Source organism: Aeromonas sp. s8 (genome assembly GCF_040907785.1).
GTDB classification, from domain to species: domain Bacteria; phylum Pseudomonadota; class Gammaproteobacteria; order Enterobacterales; family Aeromonadaceae; genus Aeromonas; species Aeromonas veronii.
On the sequence record NZ_JBFOCL010000039.1, the window covers coordinates 56,989 to 77,746 of the forward strand.

At 61.4% G+C, this 20,758-nt stretch carries 11 protein-coding genes; 3 read left to right on the plus strand and 8 right to left on the minus strand.

Annotated features, from left to right (window positions below; all coding sequences use genetic code 11):
* The first annotated feature begins 39 nt into the window (after positions 1–39).
* Together AB5Y86_RS12185 and AB5Y86_RS12190 are read left to right on the plus strand one after the other, a co-directional pair.
* The gene (locus AB5Y86_RS12185; protein WP_368192953.1) at positions 40–1,140 is read left to right on the plus strand and encodes an efflux RND transporter periplasmic adaptor subunit; all 1,101 of its coding nucleotides are present in this window, start codon (positions 40–42) and stop codon (positions 1,138–1,140) included.
* Complete coding sequence (locus tag AB5Y86_RS12190) at positions 1,137–4,244, plus strand: efflux RND transporter permease subunit (protein WP_368192954.1); 3,108 nt, start codon at positions 1,137–1,139, stop codon at positions 4,242–4,244. The genes AB5Y86_RS12185 and AB5Y86_RS12190 overlap by 4 nt, the downstream gene beginning before the upstream one ends.
* Here AB5Y86_RS12190 and AB5Y86_RS12195 read toward each other — a convergent pair.
* From AB5Y86_RS12195 to AB5Y86_RS12215, 5 genes are all read right to left on the minus strand, one after another.
* On the minus strand, positions 4,229–5,356 hold the full coding sequence (locus AB5Y86_RS12195) for a GTP-binding protein (protein ID WP_005355076.1): 1,128 nt from the start codon (positions 5,354–5,356) through the stop codon (positions 4,229–4,231). The two genes, AB5Y86_RS12190 and AB5Y86_RS12195, sit on opposite strands and share 16 nt — an antisense overlap.
* Before the next feature lie 9 nt (positions 5,357–5,365).
* Positions 5,366–6,760: a D-arabinono-1,4-lactone oxidase gene (locus tag AB5Y86_RS12200; protein ID WP_368192955.1), complete on the minus strand. Its 1,395-nt coding sequence runs from the start codon at positions 6,758–6,760 to the stop codon at positions 5,366–5,368.
* A 163-nt stretch (positions 6,761–6,923) separates the two neighbouring features.
* On the minus strand, positions 6,924–8,510 hold the full coding sequence (locus tag AB5Y86_RS12205; RefSeq protein ID WP_368192956.1) for an EAL domain-containing protein: 1,587 nt from the start codon (positions 8,508–8,510) through the stop codon (positions 6,924–6,926).
* Between the two features lie 280 nt (positions 8,511–8,790).
* Positions 8,791–11,388, minus strand: a complete 2,598-nt coding sequence (gene acnB, locus AB5Y86_RS12210; protein ID WP_019444774.1) for a bifunctional aconitate hydratase 2/2-methylisocitrate dehydratase — start codon at positions 11,386–11,388, stop codon at positions 8,791–8,793.
* A 229-nt stretch (positions 11,389–11,617) separates the two neighbouring features.
* Positions 11,618–13,879 carry a patatin-like phospholipase family protein gene (locus AB5Y86_RS12215; protein WP_368192994.1) on the minus strand — a complete coding sequence of 754 codons (2,262 nt, stop codon included), beginning with the start codon at positions 13,877–13,879 and terminating at the stop codon, positions 11,618–11,620.
* A gap of 234 nt (positions 13,880–14,113) precedes the next feature.
* Between AB5Y86_RS12215 and AB5Y86_RS12220 the strand changes: the two genes are divergently transcribed.
* Entirely contained in the window at positions 14,114–16,024 is a 1,911-nt protein-coding gene (locus AB5Y86_RS12220; protein WP_368192957.1) for a methyl-accepting chemotaxis protein, read from the plus strand.
* Positions 16,025–16,108: 84 nt separating this feature from the next.
* Here the strand turns inward: AB5Y86_RS12220 and AB5Y86_RS12225 are convergent, their stop codons facing one another.
* From AB5Y86_RS12225 to aceF, 3 genes are all read right to left on the minus strand, one after another.
* Positions 16,109–17,071 carry a sensor domain-containing diguanylate cyclase gene (locus AB5Y86_RS12225; RefSeq protein ID WP_368192958.1) on the minus strand — a complete coding sequence of 321 codons (963 nt, stop codon included), beginning with the start codon at positions 17,069–17,071 and terminating at the stop codon, positions 16,109–16,111.
* A 124-nt stretch (positions 17,072–17,195) separates the two neighbouring features.
* The gene (gene lpdA / locus AB5Y86_RS12230; RefSeq protein ID WP_005336123.1) at positions 17,196–18,623 is read right to left on the minus strand and encodes a dihydrolipoyl dehydrogenase; all 1,428 of its coding nucleotides are present in this window, start codon (positions 18,621–18,623) and stop codon (positions 17,196–17,198) included.
* A 148-nt stretch (positions 18,624–18,771) separates the two neighbouring features.
* A complete protein-coding gene (gene aceF / locus AB5Y86_RS12235; RefSeq protein WP_368192959.1) occupies positions 18,772–20,661 on the minus strand; it encodes a pyruvate dehydrogenase complex dihydrolipoyllysine-residue acetyltransferase in 1,890 nt (629 codons plus the stop codon).
* Positions 20,662–20,758: the final 97 nt, after the last annotated feature.

Genomic DNA, 20,758 nt, shown 5'->3' on the forward strand with positions numbered 1-20,758 from the left:
CGGTGTGATTTGATGTTATGTCAACCAGAGGATGATGTCATGACACTTTGCTTAATCCTGCTGGCGCTGTTACTGAGTGGCTGCAGCCCGGTCACAGAGTCAGAAGAAACTCCCGCCCTGACCCGGGTGATCGCCCAGCCGCTGCAAGCCAGCGATCACTACCCGGTGCTGCACCGCTTCAATGGCCGGGTGATCGCCCCCGAGCACAGCCAGATAGGCTTCGAGCTGGCAGGGCGGATCGCTACCCTGCACAAGGGACGGGGAGAGCCAGTCGCGGCTGGCGAACTGCTCGCCACACTGGATACCCGGCTGCTGGAAGTGGAAGCCAAAGAGCTGGCCGCCCGGGCAGCCCAGAACGAGGCCGAGCTGACCCTTGCCCGGCAGACGCTCGATCGACTCACAGCTCTGCGCCAGCAGCAGTTCAGCTCCCGTCAGGCACTGGATGAACAGCAAGGCAAAGTCCGCATGCTGGAGGCAAGCGCCAACCAGCTGGCCGCCGCCCTCGAAGCCAACCGGGTCAAACAGGAGAAATCACAGCTGCGCGCCCCCTTCGACGGGATCGTAGTCAGCCGCGAGCAGGCATTGGGGGCTGTGGTGGCCGCAGGCCAGCCTCTCTTCTCCCTGACCCGCAGCGGCCAGTGGGAGGCCGATATCGGCGTGCCGGTGAAACAGGCCGAGTCCCTGATCGTCGGCCAACACTACCCCCTGCAAAGCGGGGAGCAATCACTGGAGGGGCGCCTGCTTAATCTGGGGGTACAAGTGGACGGGCAGACCCACACCCGCACCGCCCGCTTCCAGCTGACCCGGGGCGGCGAACAACTGGCAGAGGGGCAACTGATCACCCTGTTGCATCAGACCCGCGAGCCTACCCGCGCCTACGAGGTACCGCTCACCGCGCTGACCCAGGGATTGCGCGGCAGCTGGACCCTCTATCTGCTCAACGACGAAACGCCACCCCGGGTGGTCAGTCGGGACGTCACCCTGCTGCAGCAAGATGGCGAACGAGCCTGGATCAGTGGAGCCCTGAATGGACAGGAACAGCTGGTGACTGATGGCCTGCATAAACTGGTGCCGGGCCAGCAGGTCACCCTGACAACCAGCGTGGCTCATCAGGCAGGCCATCCGGAGCCACAGTCATGATCCGCCCGTTTATCGAGAATGGCCGCCTGCTGCTGTTGACGGTCGCGCTGCTGCTGACGGCCGCCCTTGCGGCATTGCAGACCCTGCCCAGAACCGAAGATCCCCAGCTCACCAGCCGTTTTGCCAGCGTGGTTACCCACTTCCCCGGGGCCAGCGCCGAGCGGGTGGAGGCGCTGGTGAGCGAGCCCATCGAGAACCGGCTGCGGGCCCAGAGCGAGATCAAGCTGATCGAGTCGAGCTCTCGCCCCGGTCTCTCCATCATCAATCTGGAGCTCAAGGATGAGGTCAGCGATGTCGAGCCCGTCTGGTCCAGAGTCCGTGACCGGCTGGCAGATCTTGCCGCCGGGCTGCCAGCCGGCGCCAGTGCCCCCAAGCTGGATGACGAGAAGGGCTACCCCTTCACCCGGCTGGTCAATGTGGTCTGGCACGGGCCGGGCCAGCCACAGCTGGATCGCCTCGCCCGCTACAGCGCTGAGCTGGAACGCCGGGCTCGCCAGCTGCCGGGCACCGAATACGTCGAGCGGGTCGGGGCACCGCAGGAGGAGATCGAGGTGCGGTTCGATCCCCTCGCCCTCAGTGCCAGCGGCATGAGTGACGAACAGCTTGCCCAGACTCTGAGCGGTGCCGATGCCAAAGTGGCCGCCGGGGAGTTGCAGGGCAGCCACAATCGCTTTCAGGTAGAGATCCGTGGCGCCCTCGATACTCTGGAGCGGATCCGCCAGATCCCGTTGCGTACCGGCGAGCAGGGCCAGACCCTGCGCCTTGGCGATCTGGCCGAGGTAAGACGTACCCTGCACCAGCCGGAGAGCCAGCTGGCCTTTGCCAATGGTGAGCGGGCCGTGGTGGTCGGCCTGCGCATGGCACAGGATCACCGCATCGACCTCTGGTCGGCACGGGTCGATACCATGCTGGCCCAGCAGCAACAGGACTTGCCGGATAATATCGGCCTCGTCACCAGCTTCGATCAGCAGCGTTATACCGATCAGCGGCTCGACACCCTGCTCATCAACATTGTGCAGGGCTTCCTCATCATAGTGGCCGTGCTGCTGGTGACCTTGGGGGTCAAGGCTGCCATTATCGTGGCCCTGTCGCTGCCGCTTACCGTGGCGTTCTCATTCGCCTGCATGAACCTGATCAATCTGCCCATTCACCAGATGTCGGTCACCGGTCTGGTGGTGGCGCTCGGGATCATGGTGGACAACGCCATCGTCATGGCGGATCGGGTGCAGTATCAGCGCCGCCACGGCATGGCCATGAGTGCCGCCGCACTGGAAGCCATCGGCCACCTCTGGCTGCCACTGCTGGGTTCCACCCTCACCACCATGCTCGCCTTTATGCCGATCATTCTGATGCCGGGTCCGGCGGGCGAGTTTGTCGGCGGTATCGCCTGGGCGGTGATCTGCTCGCTGCTGGGATCCTACCTCATCGCCCACACCTTGGTGGCTGGCCTCGCAGCCCGCTGGATTGGCTGTGACCAGGGGGGACGCTGGTATCAGGATGGCTTGCACCTGCCCCGGGTGAGCGCCCGTTTCCAGCAGAGCATCGCCATGGCACTGGCTCACCCCTGGCGAACCCTGCTGCTGGTCAGTCTGCTGCCCCTGCTCGGTTTCTGGGTGGCGGGCCGCCTCACCGAACAGTTCTTTCCCCCTGCCGACCGGGACATGATCCACATCGAGGCCAGCCTCTCCCCACAGGCGAGCCTGGCGCGCACCCGCGAGCTGGCACTGGGGATCTCTGCCGAGCTGGCCAGCCTCCCCGAACTGGTTCGTCAGGACTGGGTAGTGGGCGACAACGCCCCCAGCTTCTACTACAACCTGGTGCCCAGAAAACAGGGGCGGGCCGATTACGCCCAGGGGATGATCACTCTGCAGGATGCCGATGCTGCCGAGCGGCTCATTCCACAACTGCAGCAGCGGCTCGATGCAACATTTCCCGAAGCGCAGATCCTGGTGCGCAAGCTGGAACAGGGGCCGCCTTTCAATGCCCCGGTCGAGCTGCGGCTGTTTGGCCCCGACCTTGAACAGCTGCACCGTCTGGGAGAGGAGCTGCGCAGTCTGCTCGCCAATACCCCGGCCGTGGTGCAGACCCGCGCCACCTTGCAGGCAGGGGCACCCAAACTCTGGTTGCAGGTCGATGAGGAGGCCGCCCGACTGGCAGGCATGAGCCTGACCGATGTGGCCTCCCGGCTGGCGGGCGCACTGGATGGCAGGTTGGGCGGCACTGTGCTGGAAGGCACCGAGTCAATCCCGGTTCGGGTGCGACTGGCCGAGCCCTTGCGTCAGGATCCGGATGCGCTGCTCAATGTGCCGCTATCGCTCACCGGCACCGGCCAGCAAGGGGCTGCCAATCTCACCTTGCGGGCACTGGCCACTCCCGAGCTGCTGCCAAGCTGGGGGGAGATCAGCCGCCGGGATGGTGAGCGGGTCAATGTGCTGGAGGCCTATCTGGCGGTCGGCGTACTGCCGCAAACCGTGCTGGAGCAGGTCAAAGAGAGGCTGGCCGCCAAGGCGCTGGCGTTGCCGCCGGGCTATCGACTGGAGTTTGGCGGGGAAGCCGCCAAGCGGGATGAATCGGTGGGTAATCTGATGGCCCATGTCAGCCTGGTCGCCGTGCTGCTGGTGGCCGTGCTGGTACTCAGCTTCAACTCGTTCCGGCTGGCAGGCATCGTCACCCTGGTGGCGATCCAGTCGGCGGGACTCGGGCTGCTGTGGGTCTGGCTGCTGGGGTACCCCTTCGGGTTTACAGTGATCATCGCCCTGCTGGGACTGATGGGGCTGGCCATCAACTCCGCCATCGTCATTCTGGCCGAGCTGAAGGCAGACCCGCTGGCACAGCAGGGCAATCTGCCGCAGATCCGTGATCTGGTGGCCGGTTGCAGCCGCCACATCGTCTCGACCACCATCACCACAGTGGGCGGCTTCATCCCGCTATTGCTGGGGGGCGGCGGCTTCTGGCCACCCTTTGCCATCGCCATCGCCGGTGGCACAGCGCTGGCGACCCTGCTCTCGTTCTACTTTGTGCCGGTGGCGTTTGTGCTGTTCAACCGTCGCCGTCCTGACCCGATGCAGGAGAGCTGCAACGCGCAAGATCAGTTGTCGGGCTGACCCAGCATGGCTTTGAGCCGCTCTTCCAGAGTGGGCTCGGGGGCCTTGAGGGTCGCCATAAAGAGCTGCTCGATACCGGCCTTGTCCTGACTTTTCACGATAAACACCAGTCGGGACTGGGCCTTGCCCTCCGGCCAGTCGCCCAGCGCCTGCAGCGGATAGAGCTGGCCGTGGACGCCGTGGATCACCACCGGCTGGCTCTCCCCTTCCAGCTGCAAGATCCCCTTGAGGCGCAGCAGGGCATCGCCGTATTGGGCCTGCACCGCATCGATGGCGGCCAGCAGACGAGAGGGCTTGAGCGGCTCGCCGATACGCAAAGAGAAACTCTCGATGTTGCCGTGCTCGAAGTGGGTGGGCGCAGCTGTGCCCACCTTGGCGGCGAACGGTTGCATCTTCGGCTGCATGGGTGACGCCAACCCCTGCTTGGGGGATTCGGTGCGCAGCCAGGCCAGCAGCTGGCGCACATCGCGCCCCGCCGCTTCGTTGTAGGCGCCGAGCTTCTCCAGCACTGCTGGCGACAGCTCACCATTGGTCACCTGCTGGATCGGGGCCGCCGGGTTGAGTGCAGCCAGCTGGGCTTCGACCCGTGCCAGCTGTTCGCCATCCACCAGATCCCCCTTGCTCACTACCAGCAGATCCGCCAGCGCCACCTGTTTCACCGCTTCATACTGAGCCGCCAGCTGCTGCTCGATATGGCCGGCATCCACTACTGTGACGGTGCCATCGAAGCGGTAGCGCTGGGCGATAAAGCCCTCTTCGCGCAGGGTAAAGAGCACGGGTGCAGGATCTGCCAGACCTGTGGTCTCGATAATCAGCCGCTTGAACGGTTTGATCTTGCGCTGGATGGCCTTCATAAACAGCCCCTGCAGCGCCTCCACCAGAGAGCCCTGCACCGAGCAGCAGATGCAGCCGGAGTCGAGCAGCATCACCTGCTCATCCACCTGTTGCACCAGATGGTGATCCAGCCCCACCGAGCCGAACTCGTTGATCAGCACGGCGCACTCACCGAGCTCCGGCTGCTTGACCCAATGGTTGAGCAAGGTGGTCTTGCCGCTGCCGAGAAAGCCGGTCAGCAGGGTCACTGGGATACGGGTATCTTGCATATCGGTCATGTCAGATCCTTACCGGTTGGCAAACAGGTCGCTGAGCCAGCGGTTTTCAAAGCGGCCGTGCGGATCGAGCTCGGCTTTCAACGCCACGAAGTCGTTCCAGCGCGGCAGCAGGGCCGGAAAGTCGTAGAGATCCATCGCCAGATGTTTGCCGAAATGGGGAATGCCGCCGAGCGGTACCAGCAGTTGCTGCAGCTCGCGCATCTGCTCCATGGAGCCGTTGACGAAGGTGCCGTCCGCCGCCAGATAGACCAGAAAACCGATCCAGCAGACCGGCTGGCCGTAAGCAGCGCTGAGCCAGGCCTCGGAGGGGCCGGTGCAACGCAGAATAAAGGGGTAGTGCAGCACGCCCGGGTTGGCCTGCTGCCACACTTGCAGGGCCTCCAGCGCCTCGCTCATGCGATGCAGCGGCACCGCCACCTCGCAGTTGATCTGGGGGGCCGGGATCCCCTTGCAGAGAATTTGGTAGACGTTGCCCACCAGATCGGAGGCATCCTTGAAGCGGCGTACTGTCTCGAAGTGCTCACCGGCCAGCGCCTCATCCTTGGTATCTTTCGCCATCTTCTGCAAGGTGGCATCAATGGTGGCGTTCATGCGGGCGTCGATATCGCCATCCAGCAGCAGCGGCTCGCTGCCGCCAGCGCGATAGCGGGCCACCTCCTCATCGGAGGCGGGATCCACCAGCCAGATGTGGCTCTCACCGGTCCAGGCAAACCACCAGCTCTTCACAAAGCCGTGCTCACGGTTGAGCCGTTCGTTGTGCTCCAGCAGGAAGGGGTAATCGGTGGTGAACTTGGTGCAGCGCATAATGCGGTTCGGTACGGTGCGCAGGGTGACGTCGAGCAGGATGCCGAGCATCCCCATCCCCATCACGAAGGCACCGAAGCGCGGATCGGTGCGATCCACCCGGATGATCTCGCCATTGGCCAGCATCACCGTCATCGCCTCTACCGCATCGCACAGGGCTGACTGATGCAGCCCCTGACCGTGGGTGCCGGTGCTGAGGGCACCGCCCAGGGTCTGGATGCCGATAACGCCCGGGGATGCGGGCAGCATCCGCTCCATGGCGATGAGATCGGCGTAGACGGTATCGAGCGGCGTCCCCGCCTGATAGGTCACGGTATCGGCGGTTTTCGCCAACTGGCCGCGCAGGTGGAGCAAGTCCACCAGCAGTGCCTGACTGCCTTCGGTATAGACGCTGTGAATGGGCTCAAAAGAGAGGCCGGAGCCGATAAGACGCAGCTTGCGCTCGGGGTGTTCCCGCAGCAGCGCCTGCAGCTCGTCGCGGTTTTTTGGGCGCCACACCTGATCCAGCGCCCCGAGGGGATTGGTTCTCGACCAGTTGAACAGCACCTCCCGATTACCGATCGCCTTGATGCTGTGAAATGCCTGGAACTGAACCGTCATACCGCGCCTCATCTTTTACTGACGTCAAAATGAGCGCCGATTCTACCGAAAAGTGAGCCACAAGGCATGGAAAACAAGCCCCTGCACTCGAGGGGGGGATAGGGAGAGAGCACTCACCTACCCTTCCTGAGGTGAGCTTGACCACCCGTCTGTCACCAATAGATCAGGTGGAGTTCGGGATTCCTCGCACCCCATCTGGCTGGCGGGTCTGCGCCTCTTCCGGCAGCAGCTCCTCACAGAACTGGCGCAGCGGCATGGGGCGGGCAAACAGGTACCCCTGCAGATAATCGACCCCTTTGGCCCTGAGGTAGTCAGCCTGACGCTCGCTCTCCACCCCTTCCGCCACCAGCGCCAGACCGAGCCGGGTCGCCAGATCGATCACGTTGTCCACGATATGTTCCGAGAGGGACTCGGTACCGATGCGGACGATAAAGGATTTGTCGATCTTGAGGTAATCCACATGGAACTGCTGCAGGTAAGCCAGGCTGGAGTGGCCGGTGCCAAAGTCGTCGATGGCGAGTTTGACCCCCATCTCGTCCAGCTGGCGGAACAGGGAGAGGGTCTGGGGATCTGACATCAGCAGCTCCCGCTCGGTCAGCTCCAGCACCAGTACCACCTTGCCGGGGAGGAAGTGACCGAGAAAGGCGCGGCACTCGGCCAACAGGGCAAAATCGTGGCAATGGGCGGCGCTGATGTTGAAGCTGATATGAAACCCATCGGGCAACTGCTCCTGAGAGCGGTTCAACCGTGTCGCCACCTGCTTCATGATATGGGTGGTCATGGGGACGATCAGTCCCGACTCCTCCGCTTGCGGAATAAAGAGATCGGGCCGGATCACCCCCTCATTGACATGCTCCCAGCGCATCAGCACCTCGGCGCCCATCATCTTGCCGTCGTGGCTGGCAATCAGCGGCTGCAGGTAGGGAACAAACTCCCTGGCCCGCAGGGCACGTCGCAACTCATCTGTTGGCGAGCCGGGACGCCCCAGCACCCACCACACCAGCCAGGCCAGCAAAAGCGAGGAAACCGCCAGCCACGACAGCGCCACATGCCGCGCGGCCCACAGCGACTTCCAGTAGACCGGCATGGCATAACCGGCATGGATGGTGAAAGGATAATGGGATGAGGTGAGGGCCTGACTGATCCCGCGATGGAGAGTGGGCGCCTCGCTCAGATAGCGGCCAGACTCATTGAGCCAGGCCGATCCCACCTGCAGATAGAGCGCACTGGATTTTCCGCTCATGGAGAGCATGAAGCTGAGCTGGGTACTGTCGATGGCGCTCAAGGCGGCATCCTTTCCCTGCTCGGTGCGCACCACCAGCAGCGGGTGATTTTGCCGCACCCGGTTGCCACTCATCAGCAGCAGCTTGCGGCCGGTGTAGATGGAGCCGTCATCGGCATCATTGGCCTCACCAAACAGCGAGGTGCAATCGATGATGCCGTTTCGCACCAGATTGACCGAACGCAGGAAGGGCTCGATGGCGACCTTCTTGCGCAGCACCAGCAGATTGTCGCGACAGGGAGCATTCACCAGAGGCAGCACGGAGCGATTGGCCTGCTCCGCATGATCCAGCATCGACTCCATCAGGGTTCTGGCCTTGTGGGCCGAGGCGCGGGATTCCGCTTTCAGCTCCTGCACATAATTGCTGTGGATGAGCCAAGCTCCCACCAGCAGCGGCAGGGTAAAGACCAGCAAGGCACCGCCGAAGCGTAACCCGGTTCGGGAGAGATCGATCCTGAACAGAAACATAAAGAACCACGCCGCAATTCGTCAGGCCTGCCAACGCAAGCACCCAGTGAACAGATATCCACTTTCCCTCGATAACGATGCCTCATCATTACCGCACATAACCGAACAACATAACCCAAAGCGTTTATAAAACGAACCACCAAACAGGTGGTTGGATCTCTCTAGCAAGGATCGTGCAAACAATCTTCAAAAAAGACGGTGAATAACACACAAATAAATAATGCCGCGTAAATACGCGGCATTATTGGCTTCTTATTGCGCAAATCGCGCAAGAACTCCGTTAAACGGCTTGTTGCAGGATCACCGCATCGGCCTTCTTGGTGTAGGAGGCGATCTCGTTGAAGTTGAGGTAGCGGTAAGTATCTGCCGCAGTGGCATCCAGCGCCTTGGCGTACTGCAGGTACTCCGCCACAGTCGGGATCTTGCCGAGGATGGCGGCAACGGCGGCCAGCTCCGCAGAGGCCAGATAGACGTTGGCACCTTTACCCAGACGGTTCGGGAAGTTACGGGTGGAGGTGGAAACCACGGAGGCCCCTTCCGCTACCCGCGCCTGGTTGCCCATGCAGAGGGAGCAGCCCGGGATCTCGATGCGGGCACCGACGCGACCAAAGATGCCGTAGTAGCCCTCTTCGGTCAGCTGATCCTTGTCCATCTTGGTGGGCGGTGCGATCCACATGCGGGTCGGCAGCTCGCCCTGATACTTCTCGAGCAGTTTACCGGCGGCGCGGAAGTGACCGATGTTGGTCATGCACGAACCGATGAACACCTCGTCGATCTTGTCGCCAGCCACGTCGCTCAGCAGACGGGCATCGTCCGGATCGTTCGGCGCACAGAGGATCGGCTCCTTGATGGTGGCCAGGTCGATCTCGATGATTTCGGCGTACTCGGCATCCTTGTCAGCTTCCATCAGGGTCGGGTTGGCCAGCCACTCTTCCATCCCCTTGATGCGACGGGTGATGGTGCGCACGTCGCCGTAGCCTTCGGAGAGCATCCATTTCAGCATCACGATGTTGGACTTCAGATACTCGATGATCGGCTCTTTATCCAGCTTGATGGTACAACCGGCGGCAGAGCGCTCGGCACTGGCGTCCGCCAGTTCGAATGCTTGCTCCACTTTCAGGGTCGGCAGACCTTCGATCTCGAGGATGCGGCCGGAGAAGATGTTCTTCTTGCCCGCTTTCTCGACGGTCAGCAACCCCTTCTGGATGGCGGCGTAGGGGATGGCATGAACCAGATCACGCAGGGTGATGCCCGGTTGCAGCTCGCCCTTGAAGCGCACCAGCACGGACTCCGGCATGTCCAGCGGCATCACGCCGGTAGCAGCGGCGAAAGCCACCAGACCGGAGCCCGCCGGGAAGGAGATACCGATGGGGAAACGGGTGTGGGAGTCACCACCGGTACCCACGGTATCCGGCAGCAGCATGCGGTTCAGCCAGGAGTGGATGACGCCGTCACCCGGACGCAAGCTCACACCGCCGCGGTTCATGATGAAGTCCGGCAGGGTGTGATGGGTCTGTACGTCGATGGGCTTGGGATAGGCTGCGGTGTGGCAGAAGGACTGCATGGTCAGATCGGCGGAGAAGCCGAGGCAGGCCAGATCTTTGAGCTCATCGCGGGTCATCGGGCCCGTGGTGTCCTGGGAGCCGACCGTGGTCATCTTGGGTTCGCAGTAAGTGCCCGGGCGAATGCCCTTCACGCCGCACGCCTTGCCCACCATCTTCTGGGCCAGGGTGAAGCCTTTGCCGGTATCGGCCACCGGCTGCGGGCGACGGAACACGGTGGAGAACGGCAGACCCAGCGCTTCACGGGCCTTGTCAGTGAGGCCGCGACCGATAATCAGCGGGATACGGCCACCGGCGCGCACTTCGTCGATCAGCACGTCGGTTTTCAGTTCAAACTGCGCCAGCACCTGTTCGGTGCCGTGTTTGCAGATCTTGCCGGCATAGGGGTAGATGTCGATCACATCGCCCATTTCCAGCTTGGAGACGTCCACTTCGATGGGCAGGGCGCCGGCATCTTCCATGGTGTTGAAGAAGATCGGGGCAATCTTGCCACCCAGACAGACACCGCCAGCGCGCTTGTTCGGCACGAACGGAATGTCGTCGCCCATAAACCAGAGCACCGAGTTGGTGGCGGATTTACGGGAAGAACCGGTACCGACCACGTCACCCACGTAGGCCAGCGGGAAGCCTTTCTCTTTCAGGGCGTCGATGGTCTTGATGGGGCCGACGGCGCCATCCTTGTCCGGAGTAATGCCGGGACGGGCGTTTTTCAGCATCGCCAGGGCGTGCAGCGGAATGTCCGGGCGGGACCAGGCGTCCGGTGCCGGAGAGAGGTCGTCGGTGTTGGTTTCGCCGGTCACCTTGAACACGGTGACAGTGATCTTCTCGGCCAGCTCCGGGCGGGAGAGGAACCACTCGGCATCAGCCCAGGATTGCATCACTTGCTTGGCGTGGACATTGCCCGCCTTGGCCTTCTCTTCCACGTCGTGGAAAGAGTCAAACATCAGCAGGGTGTGGGAGAGCCCCTTGGCGGCAAGCGGCGCCAGAGTGGCGTGATCCAGCAGGTCGATCAGCGGTTGAATGTTGTAACCACCCTGCATGGTGCCCAGCAGCTCGACAGCTTCGGCGGCAGTCAGGATGGGAGAGTGGGCTTCGCCCTTGGCGACGGCGGTGAGGAAACCGGCTTTGACATAGGCCGCTTCATCAACACCGGGGGGAATACGGGAGGACAACAGCTCTTTCAGAAAGTCTTCTTCGCCAGCGGGCGGGTTCTTGAGAAGCGTTACCAGGGCGGCGACCTGCTCTGCATCCAGAGGTTTGGCAACCACGCCCTCGGCGGCACGTTCTGCGACGTGTTTACGGTATGTTTCAAGCACGACTAATTCCTCTTTGGTCTTTTTTTGGGGTTCGCCCACGCTCGCGGCGATCGTCCTTGCGGGACACCCCGTAGGGTGCTCCCCACTATATAAGTTTTAACGACTAATTAAAATCCAAACCCTGTTTACTTATTCACCACAAAATCGTAACCAATTAAACAGGCTGGTATTTTTTGAAAATTAATTGAACGCCCCCAATCAGAGTTAACAAATTGGCATCATTTCAGCATTATTCGAACGTACTGCCCAATTGCAGATAGAAGACGTCATTGCCCCCCTCTGCCATGCCGTAGCCGAGGAACACAGGGCCGAGGAAGCTCTCCACCCCGACATAAACCGACCCGGCGGTAAACGAGCTCTCCAGACTGATATCCTCACCCTTGTTCCAGACCCCGCCCTGCTCCAGAGATCCACCCAGATAGAGCGGCATCTTGAGGGCACCGAAGTCATTGTCTGCCACCCGATAGATGTAGCGCAGGCCACCAAACAGGCTGTAGCGACCGCTCAGCTGGTAGCGCTGGAAACCGGAGAGGCGGAACAGCCCGCCCAGATCCTGAATATGCAGCGGCACCACCTCTTCACTGCCCGAGCCACCCCCTTCGAGGATCAGGTTGAGGCTGTGCCTGTCCCATGACCAGGGCTTGATCATCGAGAGCTGATAATTCCAGCCTTCACTGCGGCCATCTGCCGACTCGAGTCCATCCACACTGACGTGGGAGTGGCCCAGTTTCATATCCCATTTCACCCCCTGATAGGGGAAATAGCGGCTATCCAGATTGTCGTGTTCAAAGCGGACATAGGGGCCCCACGCAGTGGCATCCATCTCCAGCCCCTTGAAGTTCTTCACATCAATCGTGCCCAGTTGTCCCTCCAATCCCATCGACAACCGGCTCCAGGGCTGGCGGTTCCAGCCCACTGCCAGATCGCCGCTGAAGAAGGAGTATTCGGAGTCGAGATAGCTTATCGAAACCATCTCGGGATCCGGATTGGGGAAAAACAGGCGGCGCAGGGTCTGGTCATAGGCCAGACTCGCCTCACCATAGAAGGTCTGGGAGGGTTCGAGCGGGGTATAGAAGTCGGTCTTGATATGTTTGGCCGTGCCCAGCGACGCCTCGGTCAGCCACTCGGCACCCCACTCGTTGACGTTGGTGAGGGTATAGGACATGCCGACGTTGTAGTTGGAGGTGTTCTCGAAGTCATCGGTGAAACCGAACTGGAAGTTGAGGTAGCCCGGCCCCCAGTTCTTCTCGCTGGCGTCCACCAGCAGCACATTCTCCCCGTCACGCTCCTCCACCTCGTAGGTGATGCGATCGAACGACTCAAGGGCATAGAGGCGGCGAATGCCCGCTTCCAGACTCTCGTTGGTCTGTACCTTGTCCGGCCGCACTTTCAGCATGGCGCGCACCGTCTCATCCGAGAGGCGCGACTTGTTGATGATCTCCACCTTGTCGATGAAGTAGGCGGGCTGACCGCTACGCTCGGCACGACGGCTCAGCTTCTGGTTGCGATAGGCGTTGTACTGCGCCTTGGTGAGCGATAGCTTATCGAGTTGCAGCGACACCTTGTCAGCCGCCGCCTCACCGATCTTGATCCCCTCCGGCATGCGGGCAAAGTCGGCGATCCCCATATCGCCAAACTCGGGGGCGATCAGAATATCCTTGGGTCCCATCAGCGCCTTCTGCTTGTCGGTGCCCACCTGGGTCATGTAGGTGGTGAGCTGGTCGATCATCGCCAACCCTGACTTGAGGGACTCCCGGGTACGCAGCTTGGCACCGATATCCACCGCAATCACCACATCGGCCCCCATCGCCTTGGCGACATCCACCGGCATGTTGTTGACGCTGCCGCCGTCCGCCAGGATGTGCCCCTCCCACTCCACCGGCTTGAGGGCACCGGGAATGGACATGGAGGCCTGCATCGCCTTGGCAAGGCTGCCGTGATCCAGCACAAAGGGGGTGACCGTCTCCATGTCGGTCGCCATGGCGCGGTAGGGAATGGGGAGATCATCGAAGCTCTCCTGCACCGGCAGGTTGGAGGTAGCCCCCCGCAGCAGGCTGGCCATGGATTGGCCCTGGAAGAAACCGTCCGGCAGCTGGGTGGTGTCGCCATTCACCCCTATGTCGGTGCGCAGCTGATACTGCTCGTTCTGCTGCTTTTTGCGCAGCGACAGCTCGTCGCGGCCCACCTTGTCCTGATAGCCCTTGTTCCAGTCGATGGCCAAGGTGGTGCGCTCCACCTCCTCGGCACTGAGCCCCATGGCATACATCCCCGCCACATAAGAGCCCATGCTGGTACCGACTATGATGTCGACCGGAATCCGTTTCTGCTCCAGCACCTTGAGGATGCCGATATGGGCCGACCCCTTGGCGCCGCCGCCGCTGAGCACCACCGCAATTTTTGGGCGATCCCCCTGTGCCGCCACAGCCAGCAGCGGGCAGGCCGCCAGCATCACCAAAAGCAGACGGGTCCATCCCGCACCTAAGCTGCGCATCATATTTTCCATATTATTCAGAGGGTCAGTCACCAAGGATGGCCTCTACTATAAGGGGCCCGGCAGTTAGCGCAACCGTCAATCCACCTCCCGCCTGTGCTGCATGGCGAAGGGGCACGCCGCCGCCCCTGTGAGCGCAAACGTAATCCGCAAATAAAGGGCTGCAAGCCTCATGGGTAGCGCCGCGCTGCCGCTAATATGAGCGTCGTCAATCTCAACCTTTTGAGCACCTTTATGCTGGCAACCCTCACTCTTAAACAGAAAATTCTGGCTACGGTCACCCTGGCCGTGGTCGTCTCCTGCCTGCTGGTAGGCTACTTCAGTCAACGCTCGGCCCAGCAACTGATCGAAAACCGGATGTTCGAGCAGGAGCTCCCCAACCTGACCCAGCGGATCAGCAAGGAGATTGAACAGGATCTCCACGGCATCGCCCAGGCCGCCCGCCAACTGGCCACCGACCGCTTTATCCTCGACTGGGTGGATCGGGGCATGCCCAAAGAGCAGGAGCCAATCCTCATCAACCAGCTCAAGGATGTGGCCAACCAGTATGGTCTGGTGACCGCCTCCTTCGCCGATCGCCAGAGTGCCGCCTACTACAACCAGGATGGCTTTCTGCGCAACCTGACCCCCACGCAAGATGCCTGGTTCTATGACTACACCAAGAGCCAGAAGGAGATGACCCTCAGCATCTTCCGCGAGAGCAACGGCGAGGTGAAGTTGTTCGTCAACTTCCAGCAGCTCAACGGGCGCGGGCTGGCCGGCTTTGCCAAATCCCTCGACACCATGGTGACCATGGTCTCCAACTTCAGGCTGGAAGAGAGCGGCATCGTTTTTATGGTCGATGGCAGCGGCAAGGTGAAGCTGCACCCCGATGCCAACCGCATCGAGCGTGACACACTTGGCAACATTGCCAGCAGTGATACCGGCAGCCTGCTGGCCAAACGCCCCTTTGCCGTCATCAACGCCGAAGTCAATGGCGAGCCCATGGTACTGGCCAGCAGCTATATCCCGCTGCTCGACTGGTATCTGGTGGCCCAGGTGCCGCAAGCCGAGATCTATGCCGAGCTGGATCAGACCCGCAACGAGATCCTGATGATCTCGCTGGTGATTGCGCTGGCCATGGGGCTGATGGGGATGCTGTTGGCAGGCTCGGTCAGCCGCCCGCTCAACGAGTTGGCCCGCCTGTTCAAGGAGCTGGGCAGCGGCGATGGGGATCTTACCCAGCGCCTGAAAGTGGAAGGACGCGACGAGCTGAGTCAGGTCGCCACCGGCTTCAACAACTTCGTCGCTAAGATCCACGGCTCCATCGAGCAGGTGGCGGAGAACTCCCGCCAGCTCGCGGCCACCGCCAACGAGGTGGCCAACAAGGCGCAGCTGACCCAGCACAACTGTACTGCCCAGCGTGACCGTACGGTGCAGGTGGCCACCGCCATCCACGAAATGGGGGCCACGGTGAGCGAGATCGCCGGTAACGCTTCGCTGGCAGCCGAAGTAGCCAGACAGGCCAACGATCAGGCCGATGCAGGGGCAGTAGTGGTAGCGCAGGCGCGCCACGGCATCGTCGACCTCTCCAGCGAGATTGAGCAGGTGGCTGGGGTCATCGAGTCGCTGGCGAGCCAGACCGACTCCATCGGCAGTATCCTCGAAACCATCCGCAGCATCTCGGAGCAGACCAACCTGCTGGCACTGAACGCCGCCATCGAGGCCGCTCGCGCCGGTGAACAGGGTCGAGGTTTCGCCGTGGTGGCAGATGAGGTGCGCAATCTGGCCAACCGCTCCGCCGCCTCGACCGCCGAGATCCAGGGGATGATCAACCGCTTGCAGGAGCAGAGTGCCCGCGCTGTCAGCGCCATGGCACAGGGGCGCGACCAGAGTCTGGAGGTGGTGAGCCAGGCCGATGAGGCCAACGCCGCCCTCGGCCAGATCACCGCCCACATCACCCAGATCAACGACATGAACATCCAGGTCGCCACCGCCACCGAGGAGCAGTCCAGCGTGGTCGGCGAGATCAACCGCAACGTGGAAGATATCAACCAGCTCACCATGGAGACCGCCGATATCGCCCACCAGCTGACCGAGTCGAGCCGCAGCCTGCAGCAGCTCTCCGGTCAGCTGGACAAGCTGGTTGGCAACTTCCGGCTCTGACCCCGACCTTGACCTGAGTCATCAACAACAGAGAGCGCCGTAGCGCTCTCTGTTGTTTTGGTGGCGGCTAATCCGGCATAGCCGTCAGCCCTTGCCATCCCGTTTGCGCTGATACATCAGCTCATCCGCGCGGGTGAGCAGCTCGGCCAGAGAGGCACAACCGCGCCCGTCATAGCAGACAATTCCGGTGCTGCAGGTCAGTGCATAACCGCAACCACTGTGCTGATTGTGCTCGGCCAACATGGCATTGAAACGCTCATAAGCCAGTTGCGCCTGCGCCTCCACCACATTGGGCAGCAGGACGGCGAACTCATCGCCGCCCATGCGGGCAAACACGTCGGCGCCACGAAAAGCCTGCTTGAGCAGAGTGGCAAAGGCGATCAGGGCCCGATCCCCTTCTGCATGCCCCCACCGATCATTGATCCCCTTGAAGCCATTGAGATCCAGATAGAGCAGCGCCAGCGGCATCTGCAAGCGACTGGCCAGCGAGAGGCTCTTCTCCGCCAGCATCACGAACCCGCGCCGATTGGAGATCAGGGTCAACTCATCAATGGTGGCCAGCTGCACCGCTTCGAGCTCACGCACCACCATCGCCGCCAGATCCTTGAGCAGCCCCACATCCTCGTCGCTCAATTCCCGCGGCTCCGTATCTATGATGCAGAGCGTCCCCAGTTTGCAGCCGTTGGCGATCCGCAGTGGCTGTCCGGCATAGAAGCGGATGCCGGGCACGCCTACCACCAGCGGATTGTCGGCAAAGCGGGGATCCTGCGAAGCATCCGGCACGATAAAGGTCTCATTGCCCATGATGGCGTGGCCACAGAACGAGATGTCCCGGGCAGTCTCACGGACCTCCAGTCCGATACAGGATTTGAACCACTGGCGATCTTCATCCACCAGACTCACCAGCGCGATGGGGACATTGAACACCCGTCGGGCCATGCGGGTCAGCCGGTCAAACCTCTCCTCGGCCTCGGAATCCAGCAAAGAGAGCCGCCGCAGGGTCTCCAACCGCAATGCCTCATCGGGTGGAATGGGTGCTTCTAGCATCGTGCCTCTCTCATCAGTGCCAAAACCTATCTTTAGCATATTGGGCTTTATCGAAGTCGGGGCAGCAAGGAGAAAACAAAAAGCCGCTCATTCGAGCGGCTTTTTAGACAAGCGGGGAAGAAAATTACTTTTTCTTCTTGGCCTTGGCGTTCGGCAGGTCGGTGATGGAGCCTTCGAACACTTCGGCAGCCAGACCCACGGACTCGTGCAGAGTCGGGTGAGCGTGGATGGTCAGCGCGATATCTTCGGCGTCAGCCCCCATCTCGATGGCCAGACCGATTTCACCCAGCAGTTCACCACCGTTGGTACCGACGATGGCACCACCGATGACGCGGCCGCTCTCCTTGTCGAAGATCAGCTTGGTCATACCGTCGGAACAGTCGGATGCGATGGCGCGACCGGAAGCAGCCCACGGGAAGGTAGCGACTTCGAAGTTCAGGCCCTGTTGCTTGGCTTCCTTCTCGGTCAGACCAACCCATGCCATCTCTGGCTCGGTGTAGGCGATGGACGGGATCACTTTCGGGTCGAAGTAGTGCTTCTTGCCGGCGATCACTTCGGCGGCAACGTGACCTTCGTGAACACCTTTGTGCGCCAGCATCGGCTGACCCACGATGTCACCGATGGCGTGGATGTGCGCCACGTTGGTACGCAGCTGCTTGTCCACCTCGATGAAACCACGCTCGGTCACGGCAACGCCTGCCTTCTCGGCATCCAGCATCTTGCCGTTCGGCACACGACCTACGGCAACCAGCACGTTGTCGTAACGAACCGGCTCGGCCGGAGCGTGCTTGCCTTCGTAGGAGACGTACAGACCGTCTTCGCGCGCTTCAACTGCGGTGACCTTGGTCTCCAGCATGATGTTGAATTTCTTGGCGACGCGCTTGGTGTAAATCTTGACGATGTCTTTGTCGGCAGCCGGAACCAGCTGGTCGGCAAATTCCACCACGTCGATCTCGGAACCCAGAGAGGAGTAAACGGTACCCATCTCCAGACCGATGATGCCGCCACCGATAACCAGCAGTTTGCCGGGAACGGTTTTCAGCTCCAGCGCATCGGTAGAGTCCCATACGCGCGGGTCATCGTGGGGGATGAACGGCAGTTTCACCGGACGGGAACCGGCCGCGATGATGGCGTTGTCGAAGGTCACGGTAGTCTTGCCGTCTGCACCTTCCACTTCAAGGGTGTTCGGGCCGGTAAATTTACCCAAGCCGTTAACAACCTGAACTTTACGCATCTTGGCCATGCCAGCCAGACCGCCGGTCAGCTGGTTGATAACCTTCTCTTTCCACAGACGGATCTTGTCGATGTCGGTCTGCGGTGCACCGAAGACAATGCCGTGCTCGGCCAGCGCCTTGGCTTCTTCAATCACTTTGGCAACGTGCAGCAGCGCCTTGGAGGGGATGCAGCCCACGTTCAGGCAGACGCCACCCAGGGTGGAGTAACGCTCGACGATAATAGTATCCAGACCCAGATCGGCTGCACGGAAAGCAGCGGAATAACCGGCAGGGCCAGCACCCAGTACTACGACCTGGGTTTTGATTTCTTTACTCATCATGACCTCTTTGTCGTTCTTATATCCCCGGACAGCGCAGTCTTATACCGAAACGGGTGGCTGCAGCCGTGAAAAAAACGGGGCAAGTTTACGATCATGTTAATGAAATGAGAAGTAAAAAGGGCAGGCTCTGGGCCCGCCCTCTCACTTACAGGACCAGTCGACGAATGTCGGACAGCACGCCGTTCATGGTGGTGATGAAGCGAGCCCCATCGGCACCATCGATCACGCGGTGGTCGTAGCTCAGAGCCAGCGGCAGCATCAGGCGCGGCGCAAACTCTTTGCCGTTCCACTTCGGCTTCATCTCGGACTTGGATACGCCCAGGATGGCCACTTCCGGCGCGTTGACGATCGGGGTAAAGCTGGTACCGCCGATGCCACCCAGGCTGGAGATGGTGAAGCAACCGCCCTGCATGTCGGCAGCGGTCAGCTTGCCGGCACGGGCCTTCTTGGAGATCTCGGCCAGATCGCGAGACAGCTCCATGATGCCCTTCTTGTTAACATCGCGCACCACGGGCACAACCAGACCGTTGGGGGTATCTACCGCCACACCGATGTGGATGTACTTCTTCATGATCAGCTTGCTGCCATCTTCGGACAGGGAGCTGCAGAAGCGCGGGTGGGCTTCCAGCGCCTTGGCAGCGGCTTTCAGGATGAACACCAGCGGGGTGATCTTCACGTCGGCCTTCTGCTTCTCGAGCATCGCGTTCTGCTCTTTGCGGAACGCTTCCAGCTCGGTGGTATCGGCTTCGTCGAACTGGGTGACATGAGGGATCATGACCCAGTTGCGGTGCAGGTTCGGACCGGAGATCTTCTGGATGCGGGTCAGCTCGACCTCTTCCACATCACCGAACTTGCTGAAGTCTACTTTCGGCCACGGCAGTACGCCCAGACCGTTGCCACCGGCTACGCCGGCAGAGGCAGGAGCGGACTCGGCACGCTTGATGGCATCCTTCACGTAGGCTTGCACGTCTTCTTTGACGATACGACCCTTGCGACCGGAAGCTTTCACCTTGGCCAGGTTGACGCCGAACTCGCGCGCCAGACGGCGTACCGCCGGAGAAGCGTGCACGTAGGCGTCGTTGGCAACGAAATCGGTCGCAGCGGCAGCAGCCTGGGCAACCGGAGCCGGAGCAGCGGCAACAGGGGCTGCAGCGACTGGGGCGGCAGCTTGAGCAACCGGCGCGGCAGCAGGAGCAGCGCCAGCCACTTCGAAGACCATGATCAGGGAACCGGTGGAGACCTTGTCACCCGCCTTCACCTTGATCTCTTTGACCACACCGGCGAACGGCGCAGGCACTTCCATGGAGGCCTTGTCACCTTCCACGGCGATCAGGGACTGGTCAGCTTCAACCTTGTCACCCACGGCAACCATGATCTCGGTGACTTCCACTTCGTCGCCACCGATATCCGGTACGTTAACCTCTTTGGCAGCAGCGGCAACCGGGGCAGCAGCCACGGGCGCGGCGGCCTGGGCCGGAGCAGCAACGGCAGCAGGCGCAGCGCCAGCCACTTCAAACACCATCACCAGAGAGCCGGTAGAGACTTTGGCGCCAGCGGCAACCTTGATTTCGACCACGCGACCGGCGAACGGTGCCGGTACTTCCATGGAGGCCTTGTCACCTTCCACGGCAATGATGGACTGCTCGGCTTCAACCATGTCGCCCACGGCAACCATGATCTCGGTGACTTCAACTTCGTCACCACCGATGTCCGGTACGTTGACATCTTTGCGAGCGGCAGCGACCGGTGCGGCAGCCGGAGCAGCAGCAACCGGTGCGGCTACTTCTGCAGGGGCGGCAGCGCCTTCGGCTTCGAAGATCATGATCTGGGAACCGGTGGCAACCTTGTCGCCCACCTTGATCAGGATCTCTTTGACGATACCGGCAGACGGAGCCGGTACTTCCATGGAGGCCTTGTCGCCTTCTACCGCGATGATGGACTGGTCCAGCTCGACCTTGTCACCCACGGCCACCATGATCTCGGTGACTTCAACTTCATCGGCGCCGATATCCGGCACCATAATCTGTTTGGACATTGTGCTTTATCCTCTTGCGTCGATCCGCGTGACTGGCTGATGCCGCCACGCACATCTCGCGTTAACCGTTTTAAATCCTGGCAGGGTCGCGCCGTCA